We start from the raw sequence: 15,250 nt of genomic DNA on the forward strand, positions 1-15,250 counted from the left end.
TAACTAAAATATTTAATCTGAAATTAGAATGATTCAAAATTTAAACTATTAAAACAGAGAATTACTGTCGATATTCTCAAAATAAGAATCAATTTCAAGATTGGGTGAATTGGCTGCTGCGACTGCCAGTTTATCGCAAAGTTCGTTCTCAAAGTGACCAGCGTGACCTTTTACCCAATGCATTTTAGGCTGATGTTGATTAAAAAGTACAATGAAACGCTTCCACAAATCGGGGTTTTTTACGTTTTTCCAGTTTCTTTTGATCCAGCCTGCAATCCAATTTTGATTAATAGCGTCGGAAACATATTTGCTGTCTGTGAAAACATGAATGTCGTTTTCGGTAGATTTCAGTTTTTCGAGAGCAGTAATTACCGCCAGAAGTTCCATTCTGTTGTTGGTGGTTTTTCTGAAGCCTTTTGAAAATGTTTTCTGATAATTTTTCTCAGGAACTTTCATAAGAATTCCATAACCTCCTTTGCCGGGATTTCCGCTGCATGCACCGTCTGTGTAGATTTCAATTCTCAAAATATGTAGGTTGAAGATAATGTTTAGTTTAAATAAAATGACAGTTCAAGTTTGATAGGGTTTTAAACCTAATTCTCAACCAGAACCTTTATTTTCTAAAAAGGAAAATCGTCTTCATCATCCAAATCATTCATTGAAGAACCGGAAACTTTCGAATTGTCTGGTAAATCAAATGCTGCACCTGGTTGAATTGTTGTTTTTATTTTTTCAAAACCACTAGGTTCGGGAGATTGTGATCCTCCTGAAGGATAACCGTAATCAGTTTCTCCCAAATCTCCGAATTTTGCAAAATGTTTCATGAAAGAAAGTCTTACGTCTGCGGTGGCACCGTTTCTGTGTTTTGCGATAATCAATTCGGCCTGGTTTTCGGTAGAAGATTCCTGACCTTCTTCATCATTATCCCAAACTGCAATTTTATAATACTCTGGTCTGAAAATAAACGATACAATATCCGCATCCTGCTCAATCGCTCCTGATTCCCTCAAATCTGAAAGCTGAGGTCTTTTCCCGGGACGGGTTTCTACTGTTCTTGAAAGCTGAGAAAGTGCAATTACGGGAACGTTCAATTCTTTGGCGATAGCTTTTAATGAACGCGAGATCATTGCAATTTCCTGTTCACGATTTCCTCCGCCTTTTCCTCCGCTGCTTGCAGTCATTAGCTGAAGATAATCAACCATGATGATTCTTACTCCGTGTTGCATTACCAGTCTTCGGCATTTTGCACGGAAGTCAAATATCGATAGGGAAGGAGTCTCGTCAATATATAAAGGAGCATTTTCGAGTTCTGAAACGTTGGAGAAAAGTCTTTGCCATTCTTCATCGCTCATTTGTCCTTTTCTTAATTTTTCAGAAGAAATTTTGGTTTCTGAAGCAATCATTCTGGTAATTAGCTGAACAGATGCCATCTCGAGCGAGAATAAAGCCATCGGAATTTTGTGACCAACTGCAATATTTCTAGCCATTGAAAGCAAAAATGCGGTTTTTCCCATCGCAGGACGTGCTGCAATAATAATTAAATCTGAATTTTGCCAGCCACCGGTTTCTTTATCAACTCCTGTAAATCCTGACGGAACTCCGGAAATTCCTTCTTTATCTTTTAAAGATTTAATAGTATCTATCGCTTGTTTTACTAATGTATTTGCAGTATCGAAGCCTTTTTTAATAGTTCCGTTGGTGATTTCGAAAAATGACTGTTCGGCTTTATCCAAAAGTTCAAATACATCTGTAGACTCTTTGTAAGAAGTATCAATAACATTCGCTGAAACATTAATCAAACTTCTCAGAATATATTTTTCTAAGATAACACGAACATGATATTCGATGTGGGCAGAAGAACTAACACCCATCGTAAGTTCTATAATATAGTGATCACCACCCGCAGAACTTAGTTTTTCAGTTTTCTTAAGTTCCTGAATAACGGTCATCAAATCTACAGGACTGTTTCCTTCGTACAGTTTTAAGATAACTTCGAAGATCACTGAATGCCTTGGATCATAAAAAACTTCGGGTGTCAAAAGGTCAATAGAGTGATCAAGTCCTTTTTTGTCAATTAAAAAAGTACCAATAACCAATCTTTCAAAATCTACTGCATTCGGGGGCATTTTTCCATCTGCAATCGACAATTCTCTGGCAAAGTTTCCTTGTGTAAGAGATGATAATGTTTCTTTCTGCGCCATGCTGCAAATATAGTTTATTTAAAAAATAATCTGAAAAGAGTAATTAATAATTATTGTTGATAACTTATAAATTATCAGTATCAAAAGGAGCTGAATGATGTTAATAAAAAAATCACCTCATTGCTGAGGTGATTTTAATATATGAAAAGATATTTATTCTCTGTTTTTTACCAATATCCATCCGCTGTATTTCGTTTGGGTATTGTTTGCGTCATTCTCGCCCCATGTAATGGTGTACCAGTATGTTCCTGTAACGATTTTCTTACCGCTGGAAGTACCGTCCCATTTGTAATTTCTCATCTTGTCAGACTGGTAGATTTTGTTTCCATATCTGTTGTAAATTGTTAAGACTAAATCTTTTTTATAAGCTAAAGATGTATAATCTAGTTCATCATTTACATTGTCTCCATTCGGTGTGATCGCATTGACTAAGTTTGGTACTGTTACCTGAACCAAGATAGGATTACAATCGAATGAGTCTTTTAAGTAAATTTTGTTTTCACCTCTTGGAAGATTTGTGAATACATTTGAGTTCTGCCAGGTAGTTCCGTCTAAAGAATATTCATAAGGAGCTGTTCCGCCTGTTGCATTTACTGTAATGGTGTTATTAGTAATGTCTAAACTTGCAATCACAGGTTGTTGTGAAGCATAAACATTCACTTGTTGTACTGTAAAACATTTTCCTGTTCTCAATGTAACCGTATATGTTCCTACAGGTACACCTTGAATTGTCTGCGTAGTTGCACCTGTGCTCCATTCGTAACCATCAAATCCTGGTCCGGCGTCAAGAGTAGTTCTGTCTTCAATACAGATTGTTTTATCTTTTAGAACTGTAGATTTTACAGGAGGTAAAACTTTTAACGTAACTTTAGCAATAGAAAAACAGCCATCTGAATTAAATACTTTGATAAAAACTTCACTATTTGTAGTAATATATAATGAAGGATTTGGAATCGCATTAGTGTCTGCAGTAGCATTTGCCAGAGTAGTGTAATATTTTTTTGTAACGCCTGTTTGAGAGGTTACGTTTACAGCTGTAAGGTCAAAAACTGCAGTAGTAATATTTGCAGGTATATAACAAGACTCTATTGTTGCAGAATTTACAATTACTGTAGGATAAAATTGTAATGTTAGCTCACCATTACCGGTACAGCCAGCACTATTAATAACTTTTACAAAAACTTTTTTGGGAACACCTGAAGTGAATGTTGCAGGATTTGGGATTTCATTTGTTCCTGCAGTTAAGTCCGCAAAAGTTAAATAATATTTTTTAGTAATATTTGTTCCTGTGTACACATTTGCTGATGTCAAATCAAAAACACCACTTCCTGTAATATTATTATTACAAGTAAGAACTGTTGCATTAGTAACAGGAAGAGCCGGTAAGAATTGTAATGTTATTTCAGCTATATCAGTACATCCTTCTAAAGAAGTTACCTTTACAAAAACTGTTTTTGGTGCTGCAGAAACAAAAGCTGTAGGGTTTGTTATTTCATTAAGTCCCGCATTCAGATCATTTAATGTTTGGAAATATTTTTTTATTGCAGTTGGATCTCCAAACACATTTGCCGTCGTGAGATTAAATGTTCCAGTCCCAAAGCCATTTGTATTACAAGCTGTAATTGTGGCGTCAGATGCGACAATATTTCCCTGTTTAAATTTAAATATCCCTAATTGGAAACATCCATTTATAGGATTGTTTGGATCTGCAGGATCTGTATATTTAAGTCTGTAATAATAAACTGTAGTTCCATTTATAAGTGCAGTAGTAAGTGGTGAAGCTCCTGTGATGGCATTATTTTCAGTATCATGATATGTAACTGTAAAGTTAGTATTTCCATTGATGATACCTGCAGAAAGCGTTGTGAAGTCAAATTGCATTGGCAATGCACACTTCAATATTTCGTTGGGAGCACCAACGGTTGCACTTGGTGTACCAGGAGTTATAAATGGATTTGGGGTAAGTGCGGGATTGTTAAATGCCGAAGTTAAAGTAGCTGTACCTCCCCAATTTAATGAAAAACCATTAGATGTACTGAGGTAATTATCAATGACTAAATAATAAGTTTGTCCTGCTACTACATCCATATAACTGCTCCACTGGGTACCCGCACCATTGGGATCGGTTGCTGTCAAAGAAAGACCAGTAGGGCCGTCTGCTGGGGAGAAATTACATCGTATAGGAGCGCCCAAAGTACCACAAGTAAGATTGGGACCGTAAACGCCGAAATCATAATCGTCAGCAAAAACCGCAGGATCTATAGTGAAAGTCAGTGTTCCTGAAGTTGCTATAGTAAAAGAATACCATACAGAGTAATTTTCATCACTAGATAAACAACCTTGTAAATCTTCATCAACTGATCCTGAACCGGTAGGTGTATATGAAAAGGAGGAGTTTCCACAAACTGGAATCGCTGTGACGCAATCTGATTGTGAAAAATATAACTGTGAAGTTATTAAAACAAAAAAGAGTAATAATTTTTTCATGTGAAATGAATTTAAAGCAAATTTAAACAAAATAATGCAATGAGGTATAAAATGTAAAGAAACCGCAAAATTGCGATTTCTTTACTGTTATTATCACAGAGATTAATCTCTGTTTTTTACCATTACCCATCCTGAGAATTTGATAGGTGTTTTATTTTTATTGTTTTCGTTCCAGGTTACGGAATACCAATATGTTCCTGTAGGAATTTTTTTACCGGCTATAGTTCCGTCCCAAGTGAAGTTATTTGTTTTATCTGCCTGATGAATTTTAGTACCGTATCTGTCAAAGATGGTTAATACCAAATTAGATCTGCTACTTAAAGCAGAATAGTCAATAACATCATTGATTCCGTCTCCGTTTGGTGTGATAACATTGATCATATTTGGAACCAAAAAGTTCACTTCTATAGGATTACAGTCATATACGTCTTTTACATAAATTGTGTAATCTCCTCTTGTAAGGTCTGTGAATATATTAGAATCCTGCCAATGTGTATTATCCAATGAATATTGGTAAGCCGGCGTTCCACCTACAACATTCACCGTAACAGAATTGTTCGTAATATCAATGTTTGAAACTACAGGTTGCTCAGTCGCATAGACTTTAACTTTTTGAAGTGCTATACAGTCTCCTGTTTTCAATTTAACCCAATAAGTTCCTACTCCTACATTTGATATCGTTTGAGTCGTTGCTCCTGTGCTCCATTCATATCCTGTAAATCCAGGTCCTGCATCCAATGTTGTTTTATCTTCAATACAAATTACTTTATCAATCAATACAGTAGAATATACCGGTGGAATTACAACCAAATTAACTTTCGCCACGGTATAACATCCATCTCCACTCATTACTCTCACATAAATCACTCCGTTTGGTGCAATATAATTTGTAAAGTTTAAAATCTCATTAGTCTGATTAATTGCATCTGTTGCAGACGGATAATATTTTTTAGTAGCACCACCTAATGTTGTTACATTAGCATTTTGCAAATTAAATAAACCTGTTGAAGGATTTGTCTCGATAAAACAAGCTCTTAATGTAGCTTCTGTCACTACAACAACCGGAAAGAAGTTTAATTTGATTTCTGCAATATCTGTACACCCAAATTGAGAAGTTACCAGTACGAAAACTGATCCTCCTGCAGATAGGTACTGATAAGGATTGGTAATCTCATTAGTATTTGCATTCAAATCAAACATTGAAGGATAATACTTTTTGGTAGCGGTAGGGATATTGATAACATTCGCTGTAGTCAGATTAAACACAGCTGTTCCCTCGTTATTATTGTTACATTCTGTAAGAGTTGCATCTGTAGCCACAATAGATCCGTCCTTAAATTTAAACTCACCGGTTTGCTTACATTTATTGATAGGATTACTCGGATTTGTCGGATCTGTATAAGTAATGCTATAGTAATAAGTATCTGTAGTATTTACAATAATAGGAGTTGTGATAGGATTAGAACCCGTCAAAAGGTCATTCGTATTATAATGATAAGAAACAGTAAAGTTTGCATTGCCATTAATAATAGAAGGAGTTAATGAGCTGAAATTAAATGTTGCGGGATTTGTACAAATTATAACTTCATTAGGAGAAGTAGGGTTTGCATTAGGAAGTCCTGGAGCAATAAATGGATTTGTGATCAATCCCGGATCATTAAATGGAGATGCTAAAGTAGCAGTTCCACCCCATGTTAATGTAAATCCGTTTGCTGAACTTAAAAAGTTGTCAACAACAAGATAATAAGTTTCTCCAGGAAGTACATTCATAGCACTGCTCCATTGACCCTGAGCTGTTCCTCCACCTCCGTTGGGATTAGTGGCATCAGTAGATAAACCAGTTGGTCCGTCAGCTCCGGAATAATTACATCTGATTGGTGCACCTAGGGTTCCACAAGGTTTATTTGGCCCATATACTCCAAAATCATAATCATCCGTAAAATTGTTAGGATCAATGGTAAATGTTAATGTTCCGCCAGTTGCTATAGTGAACGTATACCAAACCGAAAAATGTTCGTCTGTGGAAAGACATCCTTGCAGATCCTCCAGAATACTACCTGGACCTGTAGGCGTATACGATATACCCGAGTTTCCACATACGGTAATCGCTGTGGGGCAATCTGACTGTGCAGAAAATACTTGAGACAGTATCAATAAAAAAATGAGTAGAGTTTTTTTCATTTTCGAAAAATTTTTAATACAAATATAAAAAAAATATTAACCTTAGGTTAAGGTTTTAAAAGATATTTAAGTAGAACGTTGATTATGTCTTAATATTGCATTTTTCTTAATTTATGATTTGTGGCTCCTACAATCAATGCGATGAGTAAAGTCATGCTTCCTCCAAATACCACCGAACGTACAACTCCAAGGAGTTTTGCAGCGAGCCCGCTCTCAAATTGTCCCATTTCGTTGCTCGACATGATGAAGATCGAATTTACACTTAAAACCCTCCCTCTTATGTGATCCGGAGTTTTCAACTGGACGATAGTTCCGCGAATAACAACAGAAATTCCATCAAGCATTCCACTTAAAACCAGAAACATAAACGACAACCAATAATAATGTGACAAACCGAAGCCAATAATGCAAAGTCCGAAACCGGCAACAACAGCAAGTAAAACTTTACCTTGATTTTTTCTTAAAGGAATAATAGAAAGCGTAGCGATGATAATCATCGAACCAATATCTGAAGCTGCATTCAGAAATCCGAAACCTTCTGCGCCGGATTTTAAAATATCTGTCGCAAAAACGGGAATCATTGCGACTGCACCACCAAAAAGTACAGCAAACATATCTAGACAAAGCGCTCCAAGGATTTCTTTCGTTTTAAAAATATAGGAAATTCCCTCACGCATACTTTCTAAAACCTTGATTTCTTCTTTTTTATATTCTGAAAACTGCTTATTGAGTAGCCAAAAAAAGATAGAAGCAACACAAATTAAGGAAATAATTACAATCAATGTCCATTTTACACCAACTAAACCAATCAAAAATCCTCCCGCAGCGTGTCCGCAAACCGATGAAATCAAAAAAGTACCCTGATTTAATGTTATTGCACTTGGAAGATTTACCTTCTGTACGATTTTCGGAATCATCGACGGAACAATCGGACCAATAAAGGCTCTTACAATTCCTGTGAAAAAAATAACTCCGTAAATGTAATAGGTAATTTCGTGTCCTGTAAAATGTAGTTCAACATTAAAAAATGCCGGAACCAAAAGCAATCCGATCAGAAAAACATAAAGATAAGTACAGATAAGCAGTAATTTCTTCTTTTCGTTCATATCAATCACATGCCCTGCATATAATGCACAACTTACCGCCGGAATTACTTCCGAAAGTCCGATTAAACCAATAGAAAAAGGATCTTTTGTTAATTGATAAACCCACCATCCAAGTAATGTGGCAAGCATTCTGAATGCCAAAACAATAAAAAATCTTCCTGTAAGAAGATTCCTGAATTCTATATTTTCTAAAGTTTTGAGCGGGCTAAGAGAAATCATTCCGCAAAAATAGCCCTAAATATTCATTCAGGGCTATCTTTATGTTGAGATTTCAAAAGATAATAAAAATTTCTTCCGAAAGATAAAATCTATTTTAGTCAGCTCTCAAAGAACTTATAACGATTGCAGCAACTCCAGCAGCACCGATAACAACCGCTCCGCCTACAACTCTTGCTTTTGATCTGTCTTTTACAGATGCAATATTTGATTTAGGAATTACTACTTCAGCACTGTCTTTTTTTCCTGCAGTACCGATAATGTTATCACCACTGATATTTCTGAAAAGAATGGTCTGTTTTTTAGATCCGTCTCTTGGCGTTACAACATACATTTTTCCTGCTTCAAGATTTGAATAATTATTTGTTGAAATGTTTTCGCTGTACTTTGTGGTAGCACAAGATGAGATGACAAATAAACCTGTTAGTAAAGATGATTTTAAAAGTACAGATGCTTTCATTATAAAATTTTAGTTTTTCAAATTTATCAATTTTTTTGAATATATGTTTTTATAATCCAAAAAATGTGTTTAAATTTTTATAAATCAATAGTTTTTGCTCCGGATTTTATTCAATATCAAGATATCTTAATTCTTATTTTTTTTAGATCAATCCGTATTTCACTAATCCAATTGATACTTATAGTCGTCAAGTGAAGAAGTCTCTGAATCTACTCTTATCAAATTAATTAGAGTCACAGTAATAATGGTAACTCCGGCAACAGCATGTAAGTGAGACTAAAACTGCAATTAAAAATTTCATAAAAAAGTTTTTCTAAATATACATGTTTGATTTAAACTAAAAGTTAAATGACGTTTCGTGACAAAATATCCGCAATTTTTCTATCATTTGCTAATCTGGGAATTTTATTTTGACCGCCCAGTTTACCTTCAGATTTAGCATATTCCTGAAATGCATTTTTTGAAAGCTTGCTGATTTTTAATTTCTGAAGAATATTTCCGGAAATCAAATCATCATAATAAGTATTGCGTTTTCTCAGCTGGTCATCCAGTTCATTTTTAAATAAATCTAAATTTTCCGGCTCCTTTTCAAATTCAATAAACCACTCATGATAAGGCAAACCTTCTTGCGGATTAACTTCCGGAGCCAGATGAAATTCTGTGATTTGTGCTGGAAATTTCTCAACCGTTGCTTTCATTGCTTCTTCTACTTCAAAAGCGATCACATGTTCACCAAAAGCGGAGGTGAAATGTTTCGTTCTTCCGCTTACCAAAATTCGGTGCGGATTTTTATCAATAAATCTTACAACATCACCAATAGAATATGCCCATAATCCTGAGTTTGTCGTTAAAATCAACGCATAATCTTTATTGAGTTCAATCTCTCTTAAAGTCAATCGTCGAGCATTCGGTTTGCCGTATTCTTCCAGCGGAACAAATTCGTAGAAAATTCCGTGATTGGTCAAAAGTAAAAGTCCTTCTTTCGTATAATCATCCTGAAATGCGAAAAAACCTTCAGAAGCAGGAAATGTCTGTACAATGTCAACTTTTCCTCCCAAAAGTTCTTCCATCTTTTCACGATAGGGTTCGTAATTGACGCCGCCTGTAACGATGAGTTGAAGATTTGGAAAAAGCTCTTTTATTTTTTTGCCGTTTTTGTCAATCAGCTTCTCAAAATACATAATCAACCAAGGCGGAATTCCGGAAATCAAAGTCATGTTTTCCTTTTCCGTTTCTTCCACAATTTTATCGACTTTCGCTTCCCAGTCTTCCATCAAATTGGTTTCCCAGCTTGGTAAACGGTTTTTTTGTAAGTAATTTGGAATAAGATGCGCCACGATTCCTGATAAGCGACCGGTTTTTACGCCGAAAATTTCTTCGAGTTCCGGACTTCCCTGAAGAAAAATCATTTTTCCGTTGACGAAATCTGCATTTCCTTTTTTTGAAATATAATGGAATAAAGCACTTTGAGCTCCCGCAACCTGAAACGGCATTCCTTCTTTTGAGATCGGAATATATTTCGAACCTGATGTGGTACCTGAAGTTTTGGCAAAATATTCCGGAGTTTCTGTCCAGAGAATATTTCGTTGTCCTTTTTTTACCTTTTCGATATAAGGTTTGAGATCTTCATAGTCTGCAATCTGTATGTTTTTCTGAAAATCTTCAACAGATTTAATATTCTCAAACTGATGTTCTCTTCCGAAAAGTGTTTTCTCGGCAGTTTTAACCAAACCCAAAAGCAGCCTTTCCTGATTTTTTTCTGCATTTTGCTTAAAATCATTTGCTTTCTGCACATGTTTTTTTGCCCAGATCAGTGCCGCATTTTTCTTGAAGAAGTTTAACATGGTTCAAATTTATAAATAAGTACAGAATTGTATCAAATATTTTAAATTAAATAGTGATTTCTGAATTTTCAATCGTTTATTAAATGAAAATTTTAGGTTCAAAATATATTAAATTTCGCAGATTATGCAGATTGTTAGGTGAAAATAAATCTGCATAATCAGATAAATCCGCAAGAGATCAAATTTTAAATATTATTTGCACAATTAATCACAAAAAAACCGACGAATAAAATTCATCGGTTCTTCGAAATTTGATTATGAAAAGACAACATTTTTTAATGTTGATTATTTGTTCACTTTATACCTTTTGTCAGGCGTTCCGTCTTTTTTCAATTTTTGATTTTCTTTAAATCTTTTGTCAGGTGTACCATCTTTTTTAAGCTTTGCTGCTGGTTTTGCAGCTTCCGGTTTTGCGGCCTTTACAGTTTTCGTTGTTTGCTTTACTGCAGCTTTTGTAGCCGGAACAGCTTGTTGGGCATTTGCAAGTCCTAATCCTAAAACGATTGACATTGCCGTAAGAAATTTTTTCATTCGTAGATATTTATTGTTTTTGTTTAAGTAAATTTATGTAAAATCTTGACATGAAAATCTATTTTTGTGGACTTAACTAAAGTTTATCACAGATTAAAAAAAGATTAAACATATTTTAAATATAAAAAAACCTGCTTCCCAAAAGAGAAACAGGTTTCTGATATGTATGAATAGTTTGTTATCTTGTACAGTTAGCTGTCCAGATTTTTCCATCCTTTGCGTAAGCGATTTTTAAATCATTGTTGTCAATTCTGATGTAAGATGTTACTGTAGAACCTACACTTACTAAAGTGTTGTCACCTTGTTGCTCAAATTCTACCCCGTTCAGATCAGGAATACTGTTTGAGAAAGCAAAATTATACTTTGTTCCGCTTGCGATTTTTGTTACAAATACACTTCCGTTGTCTGTGGATATGTTACTAGAGCCATCATTGTAAGAGATACTTCCTTTGTACGTTCCTGCAAAGAAATCATTGTTTGCCGGATCGTCATCATCACTACATGAAGTGAATGAGATTGCCGTGAACATTACCAGCATAAAAACGCCTAAAATTTTGATTACATTTTTCATAATATTTAATATTTCGGTTTATGGGAGAAGACTTTTCAAACATTGTGCCGCAGGTTTCAAAGTGATTTATTTTTAACTTTTTTTTAGGGTTTTAATGAAAAATTGTGATTTATAATAGTTTACTGTTGATCATTCCTTATTTGAATATATTTCAATTTAGCTTAAAGAAAAAATAGCATTATCTTTGTAATGCTAAAAACGGTTTCGGAATTCTCCCGAAATCGCTTTTGTCGTTTATACCCATATTAATTTTTATGCATTTAAAAACCATAAAAGAAAGCTTTCTTCCTGATCTTTTGAAAAAAGAATTCGGAAAAGAAATTTTTGTGCAACTTGAAAATCATCAGCATCTTTCCGTGAAAGGAAGTGCAGGTTCTTCAGTTTCTATTTTTACTGCCGAACTTTTTCTTACACGAAAAAAGACTATTCTTTATCTTGTAGATGATAAAGAAGAAGCTCTGTACATCAATACCGAAATGGAAGATTTGCTTGGGAAAGAAAAGGTTTTGTATTTTCCGGCAACCCATCTCGAACCTTATCAGGTTGAGAAAACTCAGAATGCCAATTTGGTTTTGCGAACAGACGTTCTCAATAAAATAAATTCTGAAAAATCTCCGAAGATCATTGTTGCTTATATGGGAGCTTTGTCGGAAAAGGTTTTGAAGAAGGAAGATTTTAAAGCGATTTCTCACCATATAAAAGTAGGCGACCAGCTCGATTTTGATTTTGTGGATGAATTGCTTTCGCATTATCAGTTTCAGCAGACTGATTTTGTTTCTGAGCCGGGAGAATTTTCTGTGCGTGGAGGAATTGTAGATGTCTTTTCTTATTCAAATGAAAAGCCTTATCGAATTACTTTCTTTGGAAATGAAGTGGAAAATATAAAAACATTCGATATAGAAACTCAGCTTTCTGTTGACAAAGTAAAAGATTTTCAGTTGGTTTCCAATATGAATTTTTCAGTTTCGGGAAATCGTGTTTCTTTGCTTGAGCTTTTACCGAAAGACAGTTTTGTGATATCTAAAAATGCGGTTGTAGGTTTAAACAAAATCAGAAGTTTTTATGAAAAATCTTTGGAAAAATATGAAACTTTAAGCAAAGATATTTCGCACAGAACGCCGCAGGAATTGTTTATTTCGGATGAAGAATTTTTATTTGATTATAAAAAATTTAAAACCATAGATTTTAGTCCGCAAACTCTCGAACTTTCAAATTCTGAAACACTCCAGCTCAACCAGATACAGCAACCGTCGTTTCATAAAAATTTTGAGCTGCTGATTGAAGATTTAGAAGAAAAACAACAGCAGGGTTTTGAAACCTGGATTTCTTTTGCAACCGATAAACAGAAAGAAAGATTAGTATCTATTTTTGAAGATATTGATTTCTCTCAGTCAGGTTCTTCTAAAATTTCATTTAAAAGTTTTAAATCTGAACTTCACGAAGGTTTTGTAGATTCTGATCACAAACTTCTTGTCTATACTGATCACCAGATTTTTGACCGTTACCAAAGATACAAAGCCAAAAACACATTTGCCAAATCTGAACAATTGACATTGAAAGATCTGATGTCGTTAAAAGTAGGAGATTATATCGCTCACATCGACCACGGAATCGGAAAATTCATGGGATTGGTCAAAGTGAATAACGACGGAAAAATTCAGGAATGTTTTAAACTGACTTATAAAAATGGAGACTTATTATATGTAAGTATTCATTCACTCCATAAAATTTCAAAATACAACGGTCCCGACGGAAAAGAAGTGGTTTTGAGCAAACTAGGTTCACCTGCCTGGAAATCTTTAAAACAGAAAACAAAAGCCAAAGTCAAGCAGATTGCTTTTGATTTAATTAAATTATACGCGGAAAGGAAAACTGCAAAAGGATTTGCTTATACACCGGATTCTTATCTTCAGAATGAATTGGAAGCAAGTTTTATCTACGAAGATACTCCCGATCAGGAAAAAGCAACCATCGATGTGAAAAATGATATGGAAGCCGAAACCGTGATGGATCGACTGGTTTGTGGAGATGTAGGTTTTGGAAAAACGGAAGTTGCGATCCGTGCTGCTTTCAAAGCTGCGACAGACGGAAAACAGGTTGCGATTTTGGTTCCCACTACAATTCTGGCGTTTCAGCATTACAGAAGTTTCAAGGATAGATTGAAAGATTTTCCGGTGAATATTTCTTATTTAAACAGATTCAGAACCGCAAAACAAAAATCTGAAACGATAGCAGGTTTAAAAGACGGAAAAGTTGATATCGTTATTGGTACCCATCAATTGGCTTCTGAAAAAGTGAAATTTAAAGATTTAGGCTTATTAATTATTGATGAGGAGCATAAATTTGGTGTTGCGGTAAAAGATAAATTAAAAACATTAAAATCCAATATAGATACGCTGACTCTCACTGCAACGCCGATTCCGAGAACTTTACAGTTTTCATTAATGGCTGCAAGAGATTTATCGGTGATTAAAACGCCACCGCCAAACAGGCAGCCTGTGGAAACGCATATGGTTGGTTTTAGTGAAGAAATTATTCGTGATGCAGTTTCGTATGAATTGCAGCGTGACGGGCAGGTTTATTTTATCAACAACAGGGTTGAAAATCTGAAAGATATTGCAGGATTGATTCAAAGATTGGTTCCTGATGCAAGAGTCATTACTGGTCACGGACAAATGGAAGGAAAACAGCTTGAAAGAAACGTCCTTGATTTTATGGAAGGGAAGTATGACGTTTTGGTGGCGACAACCATTGTAGAAAGTGGAGTAGACGTTCCGAATGCGAACACGATGTTTATTAATGATGCGCAACGTTTCGGAATGGCAGATCTTCATCAGATGAGGGGAAGAGTAGGACGTAGCAACAGAAAAGCGTTCTGTTATCTGATTACACCGCCATTGGATATGGTAACTTCTGATGCAAGAAAAAGACTTGAAGCAATTGAGCAGTTTTCAGATTTGGGAAGTGGTTTTCAGATTGCGATGAAGGATCTGGAAATTCGTGGGGCAGGAGATTTATTGGGTGGCGAACAAAGCGGATTTATCAACGAAATGGGCTTCGAAACCTATCAGAAAATGATGCAAGAAGCATTGGAAGAATTGAAAGACGATAAAGATTTTGAAAATCTATTTGAAAATGAAGCGGATCGTCAGAAGTTATTTAAAACAGTAAAAGAAGTCAATATTGATACAGATCTTGAATTGATGCTTCCCGATTCTTATATTTCTAGCACGGAAGAAAGATTGTTATTGTACCAAAAATTAGCTGAAATTGATAATGAAATTGACCTTCAGAAATTTGAATCTGAATTGACAGACCGTTTTGGAGCTTTGCCTTCTGAAGCTATCAATTTATTAAAAAGTGTTGCTCTGAAATGGTTGGCTGCAGATATTGGATTTGAAAAAATCGTCATGAAAAACGGAATCTTTCTCGGTTATTTCCCGAACAATCCGCAAGACAAGTTTTATCAAACCGATAAATTCAGACATATCATTAATTATCTAACTCAAAATCCTGCCAAAGCGCAACTTAAAGAGAAAATCGGTAAAGAAGGTAATCAGCTGATGATGAGAAAAGATGGGGTGCAAAATGTAGATGAGGTGAATGTTTTGCTAAAGTCTATTCTTGATATTTAGGATTAATCTTTATTTCAG

10 protein-coding genes are annotated in these 15,250 nt (G+C 35.0%); 1 reads left to right on the top strand and 9 read right to left on the bottom strand.

Features of this window, described 5'->3' with window-relative positions:
- Positions 1-48: 48 nt before the first annotated feature.
- From rnhA to NZ698_RS11420, 9 genes are all read right to left on the bottom strand, one after another.
- A complete protein-coding gene (gene rnhA / locus NZ698_RS11380) occupies positions 49-525 on the bottom strand; it encodes a ribonuclease HI (protein ID WP_263003227.1) in 477 nt (158 codons plus the stop codon).
- 95 nt (positions 526-620) lie between these two features.
- Complete coding sequence (gene dnaB / locus NZ698_RS11385) at positions 621-2,201, bottom strand: replicative DNA helicase (RefSeq protein ID WP_263003228.1); 1,581 nt, start codon at positions 2,199-2,201, stop codon at positions 621-623.
- Between the two features lie 153 nt (positions 2,202-2,354).
- Complete coding sequence (locus NZ698_RS11390; protein ID WP_263003229.1) at positions 2,355-4,688, bottom strand: FIDD domain-containing protein; 2,334 nt, start codon at positions 4,686-4,688, stop codon at positions 2,355-2,357.
- A 102-nt stretch (positions 4,689-4,790) separates the two neighbouring features.
- Positions 4,791-6,869 carry an FIDD domain-containing protein gene (locus tag NZ698_RS11395; RefSeq protein ID WP_263003230.1) on the bottom strand — a complete coding sequence of 693 codons (2,079 nt, stop codon included), beginning with the start codon at positions 6,867-6,869 and terminating at the stop codon, positions 4,791-4,793.
- Positions 6,870-6,958: 89 nt separating this feature from the next.
- A complete protein-coding gene (locus tag NZ698_RS11400) occupies positions 6,959-8,194 on the bottom strand; it encodes an MFS transporter (RefSeq protein WP_263003231.1) in 1,236 nt (411 codons plus the stop codon).
- A 94-nt stretch (positions 8,195-8,288) separates the two neighbouring features.
- Positions 8,289-8,651, bottom strand: coding sequence for a hypothetical protein (locus NZ698_RS11405; protein WP_263003232.1), 363 nt, complete (start codon positions 8,649-8,651; stop codon positions 8,289-8,291).
- Positions 8,652-8,995: 344 nt separating this feature from the next.
- On the bottom strand, positions 8,996-10,495 hold the full coding sequence (locus NZ698_RS11410) for a GH3 auxin-responsive promoter family protein (protein WP_263003234.1): 1,500 nt from the start codon (positions 10,493-10,495) through the stop codon (positions 8,996-8,998).
- Positions 10,496-10,780: 285 nt separating this feature from the next.
- Complete coding sequence (locus tag NZ698_RS11415; RefSeq protein WP_263003235.1) at positions 10,781-11,026, bottom strand: hypothetical protein; 246 nt, start codon at positions 11,024-11,026, stop codon at positions 10,781-10,783.
- Between the two features lie 178 nt (positions 11,027-11,204).
- Complete coding sequence (locus NZ698_RS11420; protein ID WP_263003236.1) at positions 11,205-11,597, bottom strand: hypothetical protein; 393 nt, start codon at positions 11,595-11,597, stop codon at positions 11,205-11,207.
- A gap of 254 nt (positions 11,598-11,851) precedes the next feature.
- Here NZ698_RS11420 and mfd point away from each other — a divergent pair, with 254 nt between their 5' ends.
- Complete coding sequence (gene mfd / locus NZ698_RS11425) at positions 11,852-15,232, top strand: transcription-repair coupling factor (protein ID WP_263003237.1); 3,381 nt, start codon at positions 11,852-11,854, stop codon at positions 15,230-15,232.
- Positions 15,233-15,250: the final 18 nt, after the last annotated feature.

It is taken from the genome of Chryseobacterium edaphi (assembly GCF_025628985.1).
Lineage (GTDB): Bacteria > Bacteroidota > Bacteroidia > Flavobacteriales > Weeksellaceae > Chryseobacterium > Chryseobacterium edaphi.